This is a genomic window from uncultured Desulfobulbus sp. (genome assembly GCF_963662935.2).
In the GTDB taxonomy this organism is placed as follows: Bacteria; Desulfobacterota; Desulfobulbia; order Desulfobulbales; family Desulfobulbaceae; genus Desulfobulbus.
On record NZ_CAXXTL010000003.1, the window covers coordinates 529,686 to 548,933 of the forward strand.

The following is a 19,248-nucleotide window of genomic DNA, read 5'->3' on the forward strand; positions in this document are numbered from 1 at the left end:
GAGCATCCTGCAACGTGCACAGGACTACACTCGCCCTTCTTTGCCCTGGGCGTCCTTGCTTTTTTCAGGATGCAATAGACTGTATTATACAGGTTTCAAAGTTGCCTTGTCCATGGGTGCGCTCATTTTTCAGTCCTTCGGTTCGTTGCCTTCTTCATGGCCGAACACTCTGTTAAGGTGCAGCAGGCCGATCAATTCCTTTTCCTGTTTGCAGACCCCGGTCAAGTAGCGCCCCTGGATACCTCGTAGATTGGCCGGCGCCGGCTCAGCCTCCTTGAGATGGACACTGACCACGTCGCTGATTCGATGCACCAGGATGCCCGCCTTGCCGCCCGCGGTGTTAACGATGATCACCCGCGCCTGGTCGGTAGGCACGGTGGTGCCCAAGCCCATGCGCCGTGCCAGATCAATGACCGTAACAATTTGGCCACGCAGGTTGAGAATACCGAGCACATCTGTAGGTGCCTGAGGCACCCGGGTGAACTCGGGCAGGAGGATGATTTCCTGGATGTGGTTTATTTCCATACCGCAAAGGGCCTCACCAACCTGAAAGGTGGCCAGTTCGGTCAAAGTATTGTGTACAAGTGGTGCGGTCATCGTTGCTCTCTGTTGAAAAGGTAGTGCTCAGGCGGCCACTACTGTGCGTGTATAGCGGAAGACACAGTCCACCAGCCGTTCGCGATCCAGTTTGATGTGATATTCCTCCACACCAGCGGCCTCACCTCTGGCCTGATCCTCCTCGGTGGCCAGGGTGGAGAGTGCAATCACCGGCAGATGGCCGAATTGGCGAGACCCTTTGATCCGGCGGGTCAGCTCGAAACCGTCCATATTGGGCATTTCGATATCGGTGACCACCATGCTGATGGACTCATACTGGGCCTCCAGGACCTGCAAGGCATCGATGCCATCAATCGCCTCCAGGACCTGAAACCCCGCCTGCTCAAAATAGTGCCGCACCTGGCTGCGAAAAAACTCGGAATCATCGACGATCAGCAGCACCGGTGCTGTCTCCCCCTCGCCGACCTCAGCCTCGGTCACAAGCCATTCTGGATGTATAGTCTGTACCAGTTCGAAGATATCGACCAGCATCGTGGTGGTACCGTCGATAATGGCCGATCCCATGATACCGGTCTGCCGGAGGGTGACCGCATCGACGGCAGTGGCCACCTCAATGGCATCGACCGGGCCACTGGCGAGTAGCCCAACCTCCCTACCCATGATGTGGAAGACGATCACCAGCAGATTCTCCTGATCTGCCAGCGGCAACACCGAGGCCACCTCGTCGATGCTCAGCAGCGGCAGGCTGCCGCCACGGTACTGCAGCACCCGGCGACCGCCGATCTGTTCGATCTGTAACTGTTTGATCCGCTCGACCCGGTCCACCAGGCTCAAGGGAACAGCAAATCGTTCCTCACCGGCGCCGCAGAACAGGAGCAGAGCCTGACGGTCCTGGGTGGCGAGATGCGTTTCCTGGGCCAGTTCACCGGCGCGTCGTGACCCTTCAACCGAGGTCAGGCCAGCCATGCGGGCGATATTGGCAATGTCAAGGATCAGGGCGATGCGACCATCACCCATGATGGTGGCCCCGGCATAGCCCTGGCATCCCTGGAGATGACGGCCCAGAGGTTTGATCACGATTTCCTCGGAATCGAGCAGGCAGTCAACAATCAGGCCGTATTTGAGCGCCCCGCTGGATACCACCACAATATTAAGTGCGCTGGAGGTACTCTGCCGCCGATCCCTGGTTTGTTGCCGCTGTTCACCCTCCTCCTCTGCTTTCGCACTTGTGGCTGTGGGTTCGAACAGCGGCGAGACCGGTGAGCGCCGGTCTGCGATGTTGCGGCGGCGATCGGGTCTGGTGCGCTCTTCCGCTTCATTATAATAGGTCGGTTCAATCCCCAGGACTTCGGCCATCCGGATCAGCGGAAGCAGGTTGCCACGCAGCCGGACCACCTCGGCATCACCAACCCGTTCAATCCGTTGTTTGATCTGGGCGGCGGGGATGCGCAGCAGCTCTTCGAGATTCACCTGAGGGATAGCATACCGCTCGTCGCCGGTCATGATGATCTGGCTGGGTATGATGGCCAAGGTGAGCGGCAGCTTGATGGCAATCCGGGTCCCTCTGTCGGGCAGCGAATCAATGTCGAGGGTACCGCCAAGCTGGTCGAGATTGGTCTTGACTACATCCATGCCCACCCCTCGGCCGGAGACGTCGGACACCTGAGCAGCGGTTGAAAATCCGGGGAGGAGTATGAGGTTGATTTTCTCCTTAGCCGACATCAGCTTTGCCTGGTCGGCGGCGATCAGCCCTCTGCCGACGGCGGTGGTGGCGACTTGATCGACGGCGATACCGCGACCGTCATCAGTGACTTCAATCACCACCTGACCGGCGGCATGATAGGCCTTGAGCAGTAAGGAGCCCGTGATCGATTTCCCCTTGCCGCGCCTTTCTTCAGACGTCTCGATACCATGATCGACGGCGTTGCGCACCAGATGGGTCAGGGGATCGCTGATTGCTTCGATGATGGTTTTGTCGAGCTCGACCTCCGTGCCGACTAGGGTCAGCTCGACCTCCTTGCCCAGTTTCTTGGCCAGGTCACGCACTACTCGGGGAAACTTGTCCAGCACGTTGCCTACCGGCTGCATCCTGGTCAACATGATCGCTCCCTGCAGTTCGGAAGTCACCAGATCGATGCGCTGGCCCACAGCCTCGGCCTCAGGAACCAGGCCGGAACTGATGGTCTGCAGCAATTGGTTGCGGGAAAGCACCAGCTCGCCGGCCAGGTTCATCAATTGGTCGAGCAGGTTGACCGACACCCGGATGCTGGTTTCCTGCTTGACCGTCTGGGGTTCGTCAGCGGTATCGAAAACAGATTCTGCCGGAACCATCTCAGGCTGGACAGGCTCTGGTGATGGTGCTTTGACTATCGCCACTTCAGGGGCTGTGTGCGCAACTTCGAGTTCGGGACAATCCGCTATAGTATCGGCTTGTTGTGCTGCTGGAGAGGGTAGCGGATCTCCGGTGACAACGGCCTGGAGTGCGGCTAGGGCAGCGCTGATGTCCGCCTCGTTGCTGATGCTGGCATTGACCAGCAGCTGCATGAGCTGATCGCTTGCAACGAGCAGTGCGTTGATCACCGCTGATGTGGGAGCCAGTTTCCGCCGCCGCACCAGGCCGAGAACATTCTCGGTATCATGGGCCAGATGCTGGAGTGTATTTAGGTTCATAAATCCGGCACCGCCCTTGATAGAGTGGATTGCCCGGAATACCTTGTTGACTCGCGCTTCATTGATCTTCTGGCCATCTTTTTCGATGGCCAGAAGATCAGTTTCAATATCGGCTAGATGTTCGACCGACTCTTCGATAAATACCTGAAGGATTTCTTGATCTTCGTGGGACATGATAGGTTCCTGCTGTTGGTTGCTGGAACGCGCCGGCCGGATTACTGCCGAGCCAGGTTGGACCGTTTGGACGATGATGGCCGGTGGTTTCAATTCGTTTGAATCTTATGCTGACCTCTGGGACAAAACCTGCAAAAAGGGCTGTCCTGGGGGGTGCGTTGCAACTCCCGGCCTTGCCGGCCGGGAGCATCGGTGCCATCTCGAAAAATCAGATGGTGAATTTTGCTACCAGTTGTTCGAGCTGCACGGCGAGGGCGGCCAGTCCCTGGGCCCGCGCCTGCACCTGACCGGAGCCGTCGCCCACCTGGCCCGATTGCTGGTTGATGCCGGCAATATCACGAGTGATGTCGCTCACCACCATAGACGACTGGGCCACATTCTCATTGACCTCGGCTATGCCTTGCGAGGCCTGGGCGATGTTGCCGGCAATCTCGCTGGTGGCTGCCGACTGCTCCTCCACCGCCGTGGCGATGGCGTTGATCACCATGTTGATTTCGACAATCACCTCGGAGGTGCGGGCGATATCCCCTATGGTCGCGTTGGTGGTGCTTTGCATATCGCCAATCTGGTTCTTAATATCCACGGTGGCGGCTGCGGTCTGCCGTGCCAGTTCCTTGATCTCATTGGCGACCACCGCAAACCCCTTGCCCGCCTCGCCTGCCCGAGCCGCCTCTATGGTGGCATTCAGCGCCAGCAGGTTGGTCTGCTCGGAGATTTCCGTGATGGCCTCGGTCACCCGACCGATCTTCCTGGCCGATTCCTCAAGCTCGGTCATCTTGATAGAAGTCGACTGCGACTGCTTCACCGCCGCCTCGGCGATTCCCCGGGCCTTCTCGGCGCTTTCGGCGATCTCGTTGACTGTGGCGGTCATCTCCTCGGTGGAGGAGGCGATCATATTGACATTGGCGGTGGACTGTTCCATGGCAGCGGATACCGACTGGAAATTTGCGGTCATCTCCTCGGAGGCTGCGGCGACCGAGCTCGACTTATCAGAGGTCTCCTTGGCCGCAGCTGACAACTGTTTGGACACAGCCGCCATGTCGTTGGAGGAGGAAGCTACGGTTTCCACGCCCTTGGCAATTTCGGTGAACATGGTGCGCAGGTTGGCTGCCATGGAACCCATGGCGCCCAGAAGTCGTCCGATTTCGTCGTTGCTCTCAGCTTTGACCGAGACAGTCAGGTTACCTCGGCTCAGTTCCTCGGCCACGGCAACCGCCGCCTTCAGCGGACGGGTAATGGCCCGGGAGGTGAGACCACCGAGAGTAACAGAGAGTGCCAATCCGACCATCATCATCACCTCGCTAGCCCAAATAAACCTCTGTCCCGAGAGGGTGTTCTCTTCGATAATTCGGGCCGTGGTGGTGGTGTTGTTGGCGATCAAATCCTCAAGCGCCTGACCGTAGGCTTCCGATAAGGGAACCATGCGGCGGACTACCTCCTGGTAGCTAGTATATCCCTCCACCTGTGCCCCATTCCCTGCGGCGAAAAGCCCGTCGATTGCTCTGTCCAATTCCACGTAGATAGTCCGCCATGCCGTGTATCGTTCACTCAGTTTGGCGATCAGTTGCTTACCCCGTTCATTGTTGCGAGGAATGGCTTGCAACTGCTCCCAAACCTTGTCCGTGCGCTGCCAACTGGCCATCCGCTGCTCCTTAATGGCTCTTAGGGCCGCTTGTCGGTCATCCCTTTCCCGCGTCAGGATCACCTCAAGCGTCTGCGCGCGGATGACCATCCGTTCGTAATTGAGGATAGACAAGGAACGCAGGTCGGTCACTCGGCTTTTCCCCATGTAATTGAGGGCCTTGGAGAGATTGGTGGAGCTGTACACGCCCACCAGGCCGACTAAAAGGGCCACGGCAGCCACTAAGCCAAACGAAAACAGTATTTTGGTTGCCAATTTCAGGTTTTTGAACATCGAGTTCCTCTCTTGTTGTACTGGTTGCATTGTGCCCTTAGGTTCTCAAAGTACCCACAGGCTGGAGATTCAGGGTTAGGTTTTTTCAGTGTAGGTGGCGAGCTCTTTGTGAGTCAATAGGTAGAAATACGTATATTGCCACGAAATTGTAGCGCCTTGGCCTGTCCGATTCCCATTGGTAATCAATGAAAACTGAGCTACCGGGCCTGAATTGTGTGGCAATGAACGAGCAATCATAGGTGTTCCAATTTTATGGAGGCGGCAGTTTGAAATTAAAATTAGTGGGCATCATTGATGAGAGGCAGCTCGATGGTGGCACTCAGTCCTTTGCCCCACTGACCGTGCACCTTGAATGCACCATCATGTCACGCGATGATGTTCTCTGTAATTTCTAGCCACTGGCAGTAGCCGTTTTTTTTACTGGGGACACAGCGGTTGGACTTGTTGAGGCCCAAATGTTCAGAGGTACAGTTGCTTGTCCTGAAGCTGATAAAAATTTTTGTTGCGTCTTGATTCGTTTGTGATCTGATCTTGAGCACTTTAAGTGCGAGACCTTTCATCGCTTCTATGGAATTGAAGATCAGATATCTCAATATCAATAAAAACTCTTTTTTGTTGCCATGAACATACAGGCCATAGTGAGAGAAATGCCGCTCTATGAACACTCGATTGAGGACAATATCAGCTATAGAGATTTCCAACGATTCTTCTAAGGCGTCGATGATATCGATGGCATCATCTGAAGCCTTGTTGCTCTGAAGAAATTGTGCTGTATTCATGGCCATTGTTTATGGCAAAATACCAGGTGGGGCATTCCGTAGTGGTGTCCTGCGTTGTGTTCTTCCAACTCCGTGATTCTGGTCGTCTTGAGCAAGACCTGCGCCAGAAGAGCACTCGCTGCCAAATCATTGAAAACGTTTGGTAAAGTGGGGTGATTCAAAGAAATAGCGGCACCATTTCATCTGTTACGTTTTATAACAGGTAGAGGCACGTTTCAGAGCAACATCATGATATGTTTATAAACTTATCAGTTGTTATAAAACGTAACAGTGCATTGCAATGGTACAGCCAAGGGGAAAGGGAGTTCAGTGGGGATGTTTTTCGAGGATTCGAGCCAAGCGCTGACGGGAAATACCTAAAACCCGTGCAGCCTCCGATTGGTTGGCATTGCACCGTTCCAGGGCAGCGACCACCAGTTGCCTGGTGGCCTGTTCCAGGGTGGGCAGGCATTCTGTTTGCCTGTCGGACAACCAGCCATCGGTTGCCAATGCTTGGCTTGTGCTGGCTTGGAAGGATGCAGTCTGTTCACTAAACCATCCGGTAAAATGCTGCAGGGTGAGTCGACCCGTCCTGTTGCGGCTGACGGCGTCTTGAATCATTGTTTTCAATTCTCGGATGTTGCCGGGGTAATCATAGTGGATCAACGCGAACAGGGCATCATCGGAGAGGACGGGAGGTGACTTGGCAAGTGCCTCTGCGGTTTGAGCGATGTAATGCTTGAGCAGCAAGGGAATGTCATCGCGCCGTTCACGCAACGGCGGCACATGGATATGGTGGACAGAGAGGCGATAATAGAGATCTTTACGGAATCGCCCGGTTTTCTGCAGCATGGCGAGATTCAGATTGGTCGATACCACCACTCGGATATCAGCCATCCGTATTGTGTCTGCACCGATCGGCAGAAATTCTCCTTCTTGAAGCAAGCGCAGCAATTTTATCTGCGACTCATGACTCAGTTCACCAATTTCGTCTAAATGCAGGGTGCCGCTAGCAGCTTTTTCGATCAACCCCTGCCGTCGCTCCGTTGCCCCAGTAAAAGCGCCCTTGACATGGCCAAACAGGGTGTCGGAGAAGATCGTATTATCAAGCCCAGCGACATTGACAGAGACCAAAGGTCCCCGCACCTTGCTGATAGCATGAATGGCTTGCACCACCAGCTCCTTGCCTACCCCTGTTTCACCAGTGACCAGTACTGGAAAACGACTAACCGCAATGGATTCGAGATATTGGAAGATGGCGAGCATTGCCTTGTTGTTGGTGAGAATGCCAGCAAATACCTCCGGCTGCTGTAGCCTGCCTAAGAGCAGATGTTGATTGAGCACACGCGATTGATCGCGCAATTCCTTGATTTCAACGGCTCTTCGTACTCCCGATATCAGCCGGTTCCTTTCAACAGGCTTAACCATATAATCGATAGCGCCTTGTTTCAGGCAGCGGACAGCGGTATCCACATCCTCTACCCCAGTGACGACGATTACCGGTAATTCGGGATGGTGTTCGCCAATCAGGCTGAGAATCTCCTCGCCCGACACATCCGGCATGGTGAGGTCAAGCAGCACTAGGTCATGCTGCCCCTGCGCCAGCAAAACCACGGCGTCTCGACTATTCAGGCATTCAACCAGGTGATTGATCCCCTGCGACCGTAAAGCTGTGGTCAGTATGCGGATCGAGACCGCATTGTCATCGATGATCAGGATTGGATTGGCAGGATACAGCGGCATCATGTACTCCAAGAAAGAAGACGAGATATGCGTACATAAAGAGGCGGATTCAACTCTGAAGTGCAACTTTTGTGAGAGGATTTAAGTGGCGAGCTGCGTTAAGATCGAAGCCACTTAAACGACCAAGTAAAAGGAGCACCGATGAAGCCCTATAAGCAGCTCGCCAGTGAGCAACGATACCAGATCTATGGATTGAAACAAGCTGGTTTGGATCAAAGCCAGATCGCTCTTTATCTTGGAGTCAACAAATCAACGATTTCAAGGGAGTTGAGCCGCAACAAAGGCCAACGCGGCTGGCGTCCGAAACTGTCTTGGTTCAACGGGAATAGGACTTTTGAGCTGTTCATGATAAACCATTATGAACGGAGGAAAGTCCATGCGAAAGAAACGTCACAACTACAGCCCTGAAGAGAAGGTAATCATCCTCAAGCGCCACCTGGTTGGCCGGGAAACGGTATCGGATCTCTGCGATGAATACCAACTGCAGCCGAATACATTCTACGGTTGGCAAAAGCAGTTTTTCGAAAAGGGAGCTGCTGCTTTTGCCCTAGAAAACAAAGACTCCAAGAAGGTACAAGAACAACGAATCCATCAGCTTGAAGATAAATTACGTCGGAAACACGAGGTTCTTTCCGAGTTACTGGAGGAGCATATCCAGTTAAAAAAAGAACTTGGGGAGCTCTGAATGGTAGCTGGGTGAGGTGGTCGGGGTTTGTGAGACATCCTGAGGTGTGAAATAAGCAATGTTGCTTTTATTATACAGTTACAGGCCTCAGGCTGCCTTGCTCAATTGTTCGATTCGTTTTGAATAAGCCTCATTTGGAGTCTGCTTGTCAAGTGACGAATGTTTTCTTTTCTCATTATACCAGCCGAACCAGGAAGTCAGATCCTTGACAAGCTCAGTTCCCGTTTCGTATGACTTCAGGTAGATCCTTTCGTATTTCAGGGTGCGCCAAAGTCGCTCGATAAAGATATTGTCCTTGAATCGTCCTTTGCCGTCCATGCTGATTTTGACGTTCCAGGCCTTGAGGACTGAGGTGAACGCTTCGCTGGTGAATTGGCACCCCTGATCAGTATTGAATATCTCAGGAGCGCCATATTTAAAGAGAGCCTCTTTCAAAGCCTCAACGCAAAATCTGGTGTCCAGAGTGTTGGATAGTCGCCAGGCGAGAACCTTTCTGGTGGCCCAATCCATGATCGCGATCAGGTACATGAAACCCCGAGCCATAGGGATGTAGGTGATGTCAGTCGCCCACACCTGATCGGGCCTGTCAATGGTCACTCCCCGGAGCAGATAGGGATAGACCGGATGCTTCGGCTGTCGCCTGCTGGTGCCCGGCTTGGGAGCTAAAGACTCGATGCCCATGACCCGCATTAAGCGACGGACACGACCTCTTCCCACCACGAGTTCGGGAGTTGTGAGGTGATCAGCAAAGGAACGGCTCCCCATCCAGGGGTGCTCAATATAGAGTTTGTCTATCCGGGCCATCAGTTCCAAATCACCAACACGTAGACCGAAGCCAAGGCCGCGGTAATAGTTGGAACGAGGCAGTCCGAAAAGCTGGCAGCAACGCTGAACAGAAACTTCAGGATGTCCCATAGCGATCACCTGTTGTTTCTGCGCCCGGCCAAGTTCAGACCGGGCAGATTGGCTAAAAAATCGTTCTCAACCTTGAGCTTGCCGATCTGACGGTGGAGCTCGGCCACTTCGGCCTCATGGTTGACTTCTTTCTTCTTGCCCTTGCCAAAAAGCTCAGAAGCGTTCTTGGTCAGATCCTGCTTCCAGCGGGTGATCTGGGTCGGGTGAACCCGGTACTCAGTAGCCAGTTCAGCCAGAGTCTTGGACTCCGACAGTGCGGCCAGGGCTACTGTGGCCTTAAATTCTGCGCTGTGACGTGGACGATGAGGTGGGTTTGACATTGAACTTCTCCTTGCAAAATAGGTTGGTTCATTGCTTATACACCTGTCTCAATAATCGGCACCTCTTCAGGGTTCCTCATGATACACGTGATACCGTTGTTGATTTCAGCAAGCATTGGAGCAAGAAAGCTGAAGTGGCCCTGCAAGAGATCATCGCTTGGCTGGCCGTTTCCAGGAGCAAGTTTTATGCATGGATCAAGCGGTACGGCAAGGCCAACGAACATAATGGGCTGATCCCCCGGGATTTCTGGCTTGAACCTTGGGAACGGGCAGCGATCGTCAATTTTGCTGTCAACAATTCCCTTGAGGGGTATCGGCGGTTGACGTTTATGCTACTGGATCAGGACATCGTTGCCGTCAGCCCCAGCAGCACCTGGCGAGTTCTAGGCCAGGCAGGGTTGCTGCAGAAATGGAACCGGAAGAAAAGCCTCAAGGGCACCGGCTTTGTGCAACCGCTCAGGCCCCATGACCATTGGCATGTGGACATTTCTTATATCAACATCTGCGGCACATTTTATTATTTGTGCAGCATTCTCGATGGATGCAGTCGTTTCATTGTCCACTGGGAGATCAGGGAACAGATGACGGAAATGGATGTGGAGATCATCCTGCAACGCGCCAAGGAGCACTTTCCCGAAGCCCGGCCAAGGATCATTTCAGATAACGGGCCACAATTTATTGCCAAGGATTTCAAAGAATTCATCCGTATCTCGGGAATGACGCATGTGCGGACATCGCCATATTATCCGCAGTCCAACGGCAAATTGGAACGGTTCCACGCAACCATCAAGGGGGAATGTATTCGTCCCGGTGTCCCGCTTTCCCTTGACGATGCCCGAAGAATGGTTGAAGGGTTTATCCATCACTACAACAACGTCAGGTTGCACAGCGCCATCGGATATATCGCGCCGATGGACAAATTGAACGGCAGAGAACAGGAAATATTCAAAGAGCGAGACAAAAAACTGGAAAAAGCCCGGGAACTGAGAAAGAAAAAACGACTTCGTGCCTACGGGCCAATCACCCCAAGGGGAGATAATACGGCTCCCCATAACCCCTTAATGCAAACAGCTTGAATGTCCATTTCCAACTGAGGCGGAACAAAACAGGCGCAGTCGTTTCGTGACGAACGCAAACGAAGCTGCCTCAATGGCAAGCGTATCTCTTTGCATGAATGGGCTGATGTCGAACGGTTGGTCCGAGCGGACTTCAGTCCGGAACAGGTTGCACATCGGCTTGCTTTGGAAGGCGGCTTGCCGATCAGTCACGAAACCGTCTATCGCCACATCTATGCAGACAAGAAAAACGGCGGCGACCTGCACCAGCATTGACGAAGCCAGAAACCACATCGCAAGCGGTATGCAAGCGGGCAAGAAAGGCGCGGCGTGCTGAAAAACCGTGTCAGTATTGACGAACGTCCTGCAATTGTAGAGCAAAAGAGCCGAGTGGGCGATTGGGAAGGGGACACCGTTATCGGCAAAAATCATAAAGGCGGCTTGGTCACCCTGGCAGACCGGAAAACCCGCTATGTGCTGGCGGGCCACATTCGCAGCAAGCACGCCGATGGAGTGACCGCTGTGACAACGCATTTACTGGAGCCCCACAAAGACCGTTGTCACACCATCACCTTCGACAACGGCAAAGAATTCGCTGGGCATGAACGCATAGCAGCGGCGCTCCAGACTTCGATCTATTTTGCCCATCCCTATCACTCATGGGAGCGCGGCCTGAACGAAAACAGCAACGGTCTTTTGCGGCAGTATTTCCCCAAGCGCATGGACTTGAGCAATATCAGCGAGGAGCAGGTGCAGCGAGCGGTTGACCGACTCAACCATCGACCGCGAAAAGTATTGGGATATCGTTCGCCGCATGAGGTATTCTTCGCGACAAAAGTGAACTATACTAAGCCGCCGATGGTTGTTGCACTTCAGAGTTGAATCCGCCAAACCATTAATCTCGATTTCCTGCTGCAGGAACTGCCAGAAAGCCTCAAGGAAACCCATGACGGCATTAATCGGGTTGTCCAAATAGTTTCTGCAATGAAGGCATTCAGTCATCCCAGCAGCAATGACAAGGTCGCCACTGACTTGAACCGCGACCTTGAAAATACAATTTTAGTGTGCCGCAACGAATGGAAATATGTGGCTGAAATGATCACCGATTTTGATCCTGACCTGCCCCTGGTGCCATGTTTTTCAGACCAGTTGAATCAAGTGGTCCTTAACCTGATCATTAACGCCTCCCATGCAATTCAAGACCATAACAAATCAGATGTGCAGGGTGTGTTAGGCCGCATTACCATTGTTACCCGCAAAAAAGCCACCTGGGTTGAAATCCAGATGAGCGATAATGGTGGTGGTATCCCTGAAGAAATCCAGCCACGCATTTTTGATCCATTCTTCACGACCAAGGAGGTTGGCAAAGGGACTGGACAAGGCTTGGCCATAGCGCATGATATCGTTGTCAATAAGCACGGCGGCCGGATTGATTTCAACTCGATACCAGGGCAAGGTACGACTTTTTCCATCCACCTGCCGACACCCCTCTCTGTGTAAGAAAAAAATGACGATATGCCCACAGAGATAATTCTTCTTTGCACCTCCACTTCTCTTACCACTCACTCCTTCCCTGAAGGATACTACCAGAACCAATGGTACGCCGAACATAAAGGGAAGCAGAGGTTGTACTTGCCAACAAGACACAGGCCGACTGTATCACGTCAAACCCACGGCATTAAGTTTGACATTGGAAAAAAGGGGGCCGAGTAGCCATGGACTGGCCTTGTATTATTCGCTTCAGACAGGAAGGCGGGCTGGGTTTGTGTTGATCTTGGAGAGGCCGGAAGATCGGAAATACTTCATCAGGTTGAACAGCGCTATTCAGCACTTCAAGATGCCGGTTGATACTCGGGATATCGCAAGGGGATAAATTTCATTATGATCCACAAAATATTAATCAATTGCATAGTATTATTTCTTTTTTCAGTACCAGCCATTGCCCAGGTAGCCGTGAACCTTGGGACAAAACCCGATGGGTTCGGCTCATCAGCCCAGGCACTCGCCATTATCGATCTGATCATTCGAACCCCGGGGCAGACCAACTACCAAATCATGTACAAGACCAGCACCAATATTGTGGTTTTTGAGTGTGATTTCATCCAGGACACTATCACCCGTACCCGTAAAAAATCGAAGGGAAGGAGTACCATTGAAAAGTGGTCCGGACAGGCCACCCCACGGCTGAAACATGCCGCAAATGGCGGACCTCTGGATGACACGCCGGATGGATATAGCCCCTCGAAAATACGGTCTTTTTGAACAATCTATTCGAAACGAGTGACCTAAAAAAGGCCCTCCCGTTCCCGAGAACGACCTTTGGTGCATACTGCCCTTACCCCGGCCAATTGAAGCCAACCGGGGTTCATCAGAACAGGTTGTGGCGATAATAACCGCGAAACGAGTAATTAACGAGGCCAGAGTTGACGCGGTTTTCCAGCTTTAAGGGATTAGTATTCCACAATGCTCAACAAAATATTCTCTTGGGGAAATTAGCTTTACTTTCAAATCTAGTTACCCCTACAATTCCAGTTGTGGCGTAGAAGACGAACGGCGGCTGACCGGGCTCACAATGTTTTATCATATCTCAACTGGGAGGTAGCACACATGCAAGAAGAATCGGTAGCACCCAAGGAACGAGTCAACATAACCTATCGTCCAGCAACCGGCGATGCCAAGGAAGAAGTTGAACTTCCGTTAAAAATGTTAATAGTGGGTGACTTCACCCTAGCAAAGGACGACAGGAGTGTTGAGGAACGCGACCCCATTAACATTGATAAAGATAACTTTAACGACGTCCTCAAAGCACAGAATCTAGCGGTTGATTTGAGCGTAGCCAATACGCTTACCGACCAGCCTGACGAAAAAATGACGTTAAATCTGAAGTTCAACTCGTTGAAGGATTTCGATCCTGACTCCATTGTCCAGCAGGTTCCCGAGCTCAAACAGATGATGGAATTGCGTGAAGCGATCAAGGGCATGAAAGGGCCATTGGGGAACGTACCGGAATTCAGGAAGAAAATTCAGTCTATTATTGATGACCCTGCGTTGAGAGACAAAATTCTCAATGAGATGGGGATCGGCGAGAAAAAGGGAGAGGCATAACAATGGCTGAAGAACTGAAAGTTGAAGAAAAGGGTGCTGAAACCACTGAAAGTATCTCTCTGATAGACGACATACTTTCAGCAACCAAATTGACTCCAGAGAATGAGTCCTATTCGGTCGCCAAAAAAGGTGTAGAAGCGCTGATTGCGCAGATTTTTCAGCCGGGCAAATCAGTGGAGAAGATAAACGCCCTGATCTGCGACGAAATGATTGCCGAGCTGGACAAGAAGATGAGCCGCCAGCTGGATGAAATCCTGCATCACTCGGATTTTCAGAAAATGGAATCCTCCTGGCGTTCGCTGAAATTTATTGTTGATCGGACCAATTTCAGGGAAAACGTCAAACTCGAGATCATGAACCTCAGCAAACAGGACATGCTCGACGATTTTTCCGACGCTCCCGAGGTGGTTCAGTCCGGTCTGTATAAGGTCGCATACTCCCGCGAATACGGACAGTTCGGTGGCCAGCCCTACGCTGCCATAATCGGCAACTACGAATTTGGCCCAGGACCACAAGATATTAAATTGCTCCAGGATCTGGCCGCGGTTTCGGCCATGTCGCACGCTCCATTCATTGCAGCATCCAGTGCAGAGATGTTCGGCATCGATGATTTTTCCAAGCTTCCGGATTTGAAAGATCTCAAATCTATCTTTGAAGGTCCTCAATATGCCAGATGGCAGGCATTCAGGAATTCCGAGGATTCCCATTATGTGGGCCTTACCGTGCCGCATTTTCTTCTCCGCCTTCCGTATGGTCCGTCCTCCAACCCGACCAAAAGTTTCACCTACGAAGAAAGCGTCTCCGCAGGAAACGATCGTTTTTTGTGGGGCAATGCCGCCTTCGCCTTTGCCACCCGCCTGACCGAAAGTTTTGCCAACTACCGCTGGTGCGCCAACATCATCGGACCACAGGGCGGGGGAACGGTTGAGAATCTGGAACTGTATCAATACGAATCCATGGGTGCCATTCAAACCAAGATTCCGACCGAAATCGTCATTACCGACCGCAAGGAATTCGAACTGGCAGAAGAGGGATTCATTGCTCTCACCATGCGGAAAGGGAGCAATAACGCCGCTTTCTTCTCAGCCCAGTCATGCCAGAAACCGAAAAATTTCGGTATCAGCAAGGAAGGAAAAGAAGCGGAACTCAACTACAAGCTGGGCACCCAACTCCCCTACATGTTCATCGTCAACCGCTTGGCGCATTATATCAAGGTCATTCAGCGGGAAAACATCGGCTCGTTTAAAGAGCGGGGAGAACTGGAGGACGAACTGAACAAGTGGATCGGGCAGTATGTTGTCGAAATGGATAATCCGACGGCGAGCACCCGAGCGAAAAAACCGCTCCGCTCCGCCCAGATTAAGGTAGAGGATGTTGAAGGAGAACCTGGGTGGTACCGGGTCTCCATGATGGTCAGGCCCCATTTCAAATACATGGGGTCCTCCTTCACCCTCTCTCTGGTGGGCAAGCTCGACAAGTAAGCACTCGTAACCAATCCGGTCCCAAGGGACCATGTTTCTCAACTACCAATAAAAGGAGAACGAGCAGATGGCGAACACCAGTTATTTAACATTGACCGGAGCCAAACAAAGCGACATCAAGGGCGATTGCACCCAGGAAGCGTACAAAGATTCGATTTTGGTCTACGCCATGGAGCATGAAGTCCACATCCCGCGTGACGTCCATACAGGTCTTGCAACCGGCCAGCGCGTCCATGGACCTATCTCAATCACCAAGCACAAAGATCTCGCTTCACCCAAACTGTATCAGGCGCTGACATCAGGCGAGCAGATCACCAAATGGGAACTGAGCTACACCGCCATCGGCACTAGCGGCAACGAATATATCTATGCCAAGGTTCAGCTTGAAAAGGCCATTATCGTTTCGATCAAGGCGTACAAACCGATGACCTTCCTCAAAGAGAATGAACCGTATCACGACATGGAAGAAATCATGTTCACCTACGGCAAGATCACCTGGATCTCCCTTGATGAAAAAGGCTCGACTCTGGCTCAGACCGATGATGACTGGACAAAACCTAAATCCTAAGCTGCCATGATTCCATGCCCTCTCCACGTCTGTGGAGAGGGCGATCTTTCCTGCATGTGCTGACGCTGCCGGTTCGACAGAGAAACGACGTACTTTATGCAAATAATAAAAAAAGAGCGGCTGCTGGAGCGGATACGCATAATGGAGGAAAATCCGGAAAGGCGTCTTGATGTCGATTCCGGCACCATTGTCAATTCTGTGCTGGAACACCTGATCCGAGTGCTGAACACCAAAAAAGGGTCGGTGGAAATTGATCCGGAATATGGTGTTCCGGATTTGACCAACATCTCGAGTTCCTTCTCCTCAGAGTCAATCCCGGAACTGGAAGCGGCAATAAAAAGCGTCATTGTTCAATATGAACCCCGTCTCAAGGATGTAGCCGTTCATTTCAGGACACAGCAGGACGACCTGTTGGCGCTCCGTTTTTCCATCTCTGCCAAACTGGTTCTCGATGAAAAAGGGACACCCATAGTTTTTGAAACCATAGTTGACTCCGACGGGCAGGTAAAAGTTACCTCATAGTCTGAGACAGGGGCAATCTCCATGTTTAACCGTTACTACCAGGAAGAGTTGACGCTGTTGAAAGAGCTGGGTGCGGAGTTTTCCCAAGCCCACCCTGCCCTTGCCCCCATGTTGAGCGGCCAGACTTCGGATCCCGATGTCGAGCGGCTCCTTGAGGGAACCGCCTTCCTGACTGGTCTTGTCCGCCACAAGCTGGACGATGAATTCCCTGAGCTTTTGCATGGCGTTATGAACCTGCTGGCTCCCCACTATCTGCGGCCGGTCCCGTCTTCCTCCATTCTGGCATTTACCCCCCGTCCGACCTTGCGCGAACCCCTGCTGGTCCCCGCTGGCACCGAGGTTGCGTCTGTCCCGGTTGACGGCACCTCGTGCGTATTCAGAACCTGTTTTGACATCGAAGCGCTGCCGCTCAGGATCAAAAATGCGGCGATGGAACAACGGGCCGGTCTGCCCCCCAGGATAACAATACAATTTGAACTTGCCGGCATTCCACTGGCCGCCTTGAACCAGAAACGAATCCGGCTCTATCTTGCCGGGGGAATACCCCAGGGAAGCGACCTCTATTATCACCTAATGACCAATGTGGCGCAGGTGGAATTGTCATCCCCGGATGGCAAACCCTGCATTCTGCCCGCATCAGCCATCCAACCTGTCGGATTTGGTCAAGACGATGCGCTGCTCCATTACCCTAGACAGTCGTTTCCAGCATACCGCCTCCTGCAGGAATATTTCATGCTGCCGGAAAAATTTCTCTTCGTGGATATCGAGGGGATCGAACGCTGGACCAGCAGGGGGCGCGGTTCCAGCTTCTCGCTTTCCTTGCAACTGAAACAGGAACCCGCTGTTCCGGTCCCGATAAAACAGGATTCTTTTCTCCTCTTTGCCACCCCGATTATCAATTTGTTTCATCATGACGCGGAGCCGATCCGCTACGATCATCGCAAAAGCCGCTATCTCATCCGCCCATCCGGGGCAAAACAGAAGGATTATCAGATTATTCAGGTTGAAAAAGTTTCCGGATTCATGCAGGGGACCTCGAAGGAAAAAGCATATATTTCCTTCCAGCAATTCTCTCCCCAGTATGAGGCGCAGGCGGTTTACAACATCAGCATTGCCAAATCGGTTATTGACGACAGCCTCGAAACATACATTTCGGTGGCCTATCCCGGAGTGGAAACCGCTCCGGTCGAGGAAGTATTGTCGCTCAAGCTGCTGTGCACCAATGCCACGTTGCCGGAAAACCTCGGCCTGGGGGATATCTGCCGCCACACCTCCACCTCTCCCGAGTTGTTGGAATTCAGCAATATCCGTCCCGCGACCATGAATGTCCAGCCGCCGCTGGGCGCCAGCATCCTGTGGCGGCTTCTTTCCCATGCCTCGATCAACCTGCTCACCATTGATCGCCCTGAAGCGCTCAAGACCATACTCGATCTTTACGTGTTCACTGAAGGGCGCGACAAGGCGTCAATCCTTGCCAACAAGAAGCGGGTCGCCGGCATAGAACGTGTGGAAATTCAAAGCATCAACCGCCTGATGCAGGGCATTATGGCTCGCGGCATTGCCATCACCTTGCACCTCAAAAGGGATAATTTTGCCGGCATCGGCGACATGTATCTGTTCGGATCAGTACTTGACCGGTTTCTCGGCTGGTACTCAACAATCAATTCCTTCACCTCCCTCACTGTCAGAGAAGTGAACACCGGGGAAACGTACACATGGCCAGCAAGGAACGGGGAACATTTTCTAATTTAGAACAGAGCCTGCTCAAGGAAGGTCCTGCGTACTCCTTCTTTCAGGCGATCCGACTCCTCCGGCTTATCCTTAAGCGAAGAGAGGAGGGCGGTCTCAAAGACGCAGCGTCCCTGGAGGGTCGTTTTCTTCGCATCCGCCCGGAACTGACGCTCGGATTTCCCTCTGCCGATATTGCCGGTATTGAGGCGGTTCCCCTGGCAGACGGCGAGCATCGTTTCGTCGTCAACACGACGTTTCTCGGTCTCTATGGCACCTCCTCGCCTCTGCCGTCTTTTTATACAGAAGATCTCCTTATCGAGGCAGGAGACGACAAAAGCGTCACGCGCGACTTCATAGATATCGTCAACTCGACGATTTACCCGCTCTTTGTCCGCTCTTTGCTCAAATACAATCTCTTCCTGCAAATATGCGAAGAAAAAGACCGCGAGTCTCTGCAACGCATTTACTGCCTGATGGGCATGGGCGGTTCAAGCGACCGAACGCCGGCTGAGGAAGAGGCGCGAAGATCGCTCTTACGGTATGCCGGCCTCATGAGCCAGCACCCGCGTTCCGCACTTGGCCTAAAAACCATGTTAAGCGACGCGTTGCAGGGCATCGCGGTGCATATCAGGCAGTGTATTCCGCAAATGGTGCCTGTGCCTGCAGACCAGCGCAATTCCCTGGGCATAACGAACGCCACCATGGGTACGGACCTGTACATGGGAAGCGAAATCGCTGACTGCATGGGGAAATTTCGCATCATTCTCGGACCGGTGCCACCGGAACAGTTTTCGGCCTGTTTGCCTGGGGGAACGGTTTTGAACCGGGCTGTTTTTCTGGTGGATCAGTATCTCACTTCCCCGCTTGCCTACGATTTCGAGGTGCTTTTTGACCGCGCGGGAATACCGGCCCTCAGCCTGGGTGAACAGTCCGGCGCTCTTTTAGGGGTGAACAGCTGGCTGGCCGACGACGGCTCCGAAGGGTATATCACAACACGGTGCGAGGCCAGCGTCTCTGCTCCCTATCATCATTGAAATTTCAGGAGAAA

General features: G+C 52.7%; 18 protein-coding genes and 1 pseudogene. 13 read left to right on the forward strand and 6 right to left on the reverse strand.

Annotated elements, in window-relative coordinates; translation table 11 throughout:
- Nucleotides 1-129 precede the first annotated feature (129 nt).
- The 5 genes from ACHZCX_RS21115 to ACHZCX_RS21135 all read right to left on the reverse strand — a co-directional run bounded on the left by ACHZCX_RS21115 (nt 130) and on the right by ACHZCX_RS21135 (nt 7,821).
- The gene (locus ACHZCX_RS21115; protein ID WP_319589179.1) at nt 130-597 is read right to left on the reverse strand and encodes a chemotaxis protein CheW; all 468 of its coding nucleotides are present in this window, start codon (nt 595-597) and stop codon (nt 130-132) included.
- 27 nt (nt 598-624) lie between these two features.
- Nucleotides 625-3,402, reverse strand: a complete 2,778-nt coding sequence (locus ACHZCX_RS21120; protein ID WP_319589180.1) for a chemotaxis protein CheW — start codon at nt 3,400-3,402, stop codon at nt 625-627.
- Nucleotides 3,403-3,610: 208 nt separating this feature from the next.
- Nucleotides 3,611-5,317, reverse strand: a complete 1,707-nt coding sequence (locus ACHZCX_RS21125) for a methyl-accepting chemotaxis protein (protein ID WP_319589181.1) — start codon at nt 5,315-5,317, stop codon at nt 3,611-3,613.
- A 365-nt stretch (nt 5,318-5,682) separates the two neighbouring features.
- On the reverse strand, nt 5,683-6,096 hold the full coding sequence (locus tag ACHZCX_RS21130) for a hypothetical protein (protein WP_319589182.1): 414 nt from the start codon (nt 6,094-6,096) through the stop codon (nt 5,683-5,685).
- Nucleotides 6,097-6,402: 306 nt separating this feature from the next.
- The gene (locus ACHZCX_RS21135; protein WP_319589183.1) at nt 6,403-7,821 is read right to left on the reverse strand and encodes a sigma-54 dependent transcriptional regulator; all 1,419 of its coding nucleotides are present in this window, start codon (nt 7,819-7,821) and stop codon (nt 6,403-6,405) included.
- A 138-nt stretch (nt 7,822-7,959) separates the two neighbouring features.
- Between ACHZCX_RS21135 and ACHZCX_RS21140 the strand changes: the two genes are divergently transcribed.
- Entirely contained in the window at nt 7,960-8,226 is a 267-nt protein-coding gene (locus ACHZCX_RS21140; protein ID WP_319589184.1) for a helix-turn-helix domain-containing protein, read from the forward strand.
- A complete protein-coding gene (locus ACHZCX_RS21145) occupies nt 8,195-8,503 on the forward strand; it encodes a transposase (RefSeq protein ID WP_319589185.1) in 309 nt (102 codons plus the stop codon). Before ACHZCX_RS21140 ends, ACHZCX_RS21145 begins: the two co-directional genes overlap by 32 nt.
- Nucleotides 8,504-8,590: 87 nt before the next feature.
- Here the strand turns inward: ACHZCX_RS21145 and ACHZCX_RS21150 are convergent.
- Nucleotides 8,591-9,738 (reverse strand): IS3 family transposase gene (locus ACHZCX_RS21150; protein ID WP_319585211.1). Its coding sequence is split into 2 segments (ribosomal slippage): nt 8,591-9,480 and nt 9,480-9,738, totalling 1,149 coding nucleotides; the frame shifts between segments, so codons are not numbered across the junction.
- Between the two features lie 134 nt (nt 9,739-9,872).
- On the opposite strand from ACHZCX_RS21150, the gene ACHZCX_RS21155 reads away from it, so the two are divergent.
- The 11 genes and pseudogenes from ACHZCX_RS21155 (at nt 9,873) to tssG (ending at nt 19,234) form a co-directional block, all read left to right on the forward strand.
- Entirely contained in the window at nt 9,873-10,814 is a 942-nt protein-coding gene (locus ACHZCX_RS21155) for an IS3 family transposase (protein WP_319585209.1), read from the forward strand.
- A 90-nt stretch (nt 10,815-10,904) separates the two neighbouring features.
- The gene (locus tag ACHZCX_RS21160; RefSeq protein WP_319589186.1) at nt 10,905-11,069 is read left to right on the forward strand and encodes a hypothetical protein; all 165 of its coding nucleotides are present in this window, start codon (nt 10,905-10,907) and stop codon (nt 11,067-11,069) included.
- A 24-nt stretch (nt 11,070-11,093) separates the two neighbouring features.
- Nucleotides 11,094-11,675 (forward strand): annotated as a pseudogene (locus tag ACHZCX_RS21165) (IS30 family transposase); the annotation flags it as partial.
- 102 nt (nt 11,676-11,777) lie between these two features.
- Nucleotides 11,778-12,293 (forward strand): ATP-binding protein, encoded by a 516-nt coding sequence (locus ACHZCX_RS21170; protein WP_319589187.1) that lies wholly within the window; start codon nt 11,778-11,780, stop codon nt 12,291-12,293.
- Nucleotides 12,294-12,674: 381 nt separating this feature from the next.
- The gene (locus ACHZCX_RS21175; protein WP_319589188.1) at nt 12,675-13,055 is read left to right on the forward strand and encodes a hypothetical protein; all 381 of its coding nucleotides are present in this window, start codon (nt 12,675-12,677) and stop codon (nt 13,053-13,055) included.
- Between the two features lie 345 nt (nt 13,056-13,400).
- Nucleotides 13,401-13,898, forward strand: a complete 498-nt coding sequence (gene tssB, locus ACHZCX_RS21180; RefSeq protein WP_319589189.1) for a type VI secretion system contractile sheath small subunit — start codon at nt 13,401-13,403, stop codon at nt 13,896-13,898.
- Nucleotides 13,899-13,900: 2 nt separating this feature from the next.
- Nucleotides 13,901-15,379, forward strand: coding sequence for a type VI secretion system contractile sheath large subunit (gene tssC, locus ACHZCX_RS21185; protein ID WP_319589190.1), 1,479 nt, complete (start codon nt 13,901-13,903; stop codon nt 15,377-15,379).
- A 67-nt stretch (nt 15,380-15,446) separates the two neighbouring features.
- On the forward strand, nt 15,447-15,947 hold the full coding sequence (tssD, locus tag ACHZCX_RS21190; protein ID WP_319589191.1) for a type VI secretion system tube protein TssD: 501 nt from the start codon (nt 15,447-15,449) through the stop codon (nt 15,945-15,947).
- A gap of 96 nt (nt 15,948-16,043) precedes the next feature.
- Nucleotides 16,044-16,469, forward strand: coding sequence for a type VI secretion system baseplate subunit TssE (tssE, locus tag ACHZCX_RS21195; protein ID WP_319589192.1), 426 nt, complete (start codon nt 16,044-16,046; stop codon nt 16,467-16,469).
- Between the two features lie 21 nt (nt 16,470-16,490).
- A complete protein-coding gene (gene tssF, locus ACHZCX_RS21200; RefSeq protein WP_319589193.1) occupies nt 16,491-18,221 on the forward strand; it encodes a type VI secretion system baseplate subunit TssF in 1,731 nt (576 codons plus the stop codon).
- A complete protein-coding gene (tssG, locus tag ACHZCX_RS21205; protein WP_319589194.1) occupies nt 18,185-19,234 on the forward strand; it encodes a type VI secretion system baseplate subunit TssG in 1,050 nt (349 codons plus the stop codon). The genes tssF and tssG overlap by 37 nt, the downstream gene beginning before the upstream one ends.
- Nucleotides 19,235-19,248: the final 14 nt, after the last annotated feature.

Coding starts and splice junctions, on each gene's coding strand:
- ACHZCX_RS21115 (WP_319589179.1), bottom strand. CDS start 597: ATGACCGCACCACTTGTACACAATACTTTGACCGAACTGGCCACCTTT.
- tssE (WP_319589192.1), top strand. CDS start 16,044: ATGCAAATAATAAAAAAAGAGCGGCTGCTGGAGCGGATACGCATAATG.
- ACHZCX_RS21135 (WP_319589183.1), bottom strand. CDS start 7,821: ATGATGCCGCTGTATCCTGCCAATCCAATCCTGATCATCGATGACAAT.
- ACHZCX_RS21170 (WP_319589187.1), top strand. CDS start 11,778: ATGAAGGCATTCAGTCATCCCAGCAGCAATGACAAGGTCGCCACTGAC.
- tssG (WP_319589194.1), top strand. CDS start 18,185: ATGGCCAGCAAGGAACGGGGAACATTTTCTAATTTAGAACAGAGCCTG.
- tssC (WP_319589190.1), top strand. CDS start 13,901: ATGGCTGAAGAACTGAAAGTTGAAGAAAAGGGTGCTGAAACCACTGAA.
- tssD (WP_319589191.1), top strand. CDS start 15,447: ATGGCGAACACCAGTTATTTAACATTGACCGGAGCCAAACAAAGCGAC.
- ACHZCX_RS21145 (WP_319589185.1), top strand. CDS start 8,195: ATGCGAAAGAAACGTCACAACTACAGCCCTGAAGAGAAGGTAATCATC.
- ACHZCX_RS21130 (WP_319589182.1), bottom strand. CDS start 6,096: ATGAATACAGCACAATTTCTTCAGAGCAACAAGGCTTCAGATGATGCC.
- ACHZCX_RS21120 (WP_319589180.1), bottom strand. CDS start 3,402: ATGTCCCACGAAGATCAAGAAATCCTTCAGGTATTTATCGAAGAGTCG.
- ACHZCX_RS21140 (WP_319589184.1), top strand. CDS start 7,960: ATGAAGCCCTATAAGCAGCTCGCCAGTGAGCAACGATACCAGATCTAT.
- tssF (WP_319589193.1), top strand. CDS start 16,491: ATGTTTAACCGTTACTACCAGGAAGAGTTGACGCTGTTGAAAGAGCTG.
- tssB (WP_319589189.1), top strand. CDS start 13,401: ATGCAAGAAGAATCGGTAGCACCCAAGGAACGAGTCAACATAACCTAT.
- ACHZCX_RS21125 (WP_319589181.1), bottom strand. CDS start 5,317: ATGTTCAAAAACCTGAAATTGGCAACCAAAATACTGTTTTCGTTTGGC.
- ACHZCX_RS21175 (WP_319589188.1), top strand. CDS start 12,675: ATGATCCACAAAATATTAATCAATTGCATAGTATTATTTCTTTTTTCA.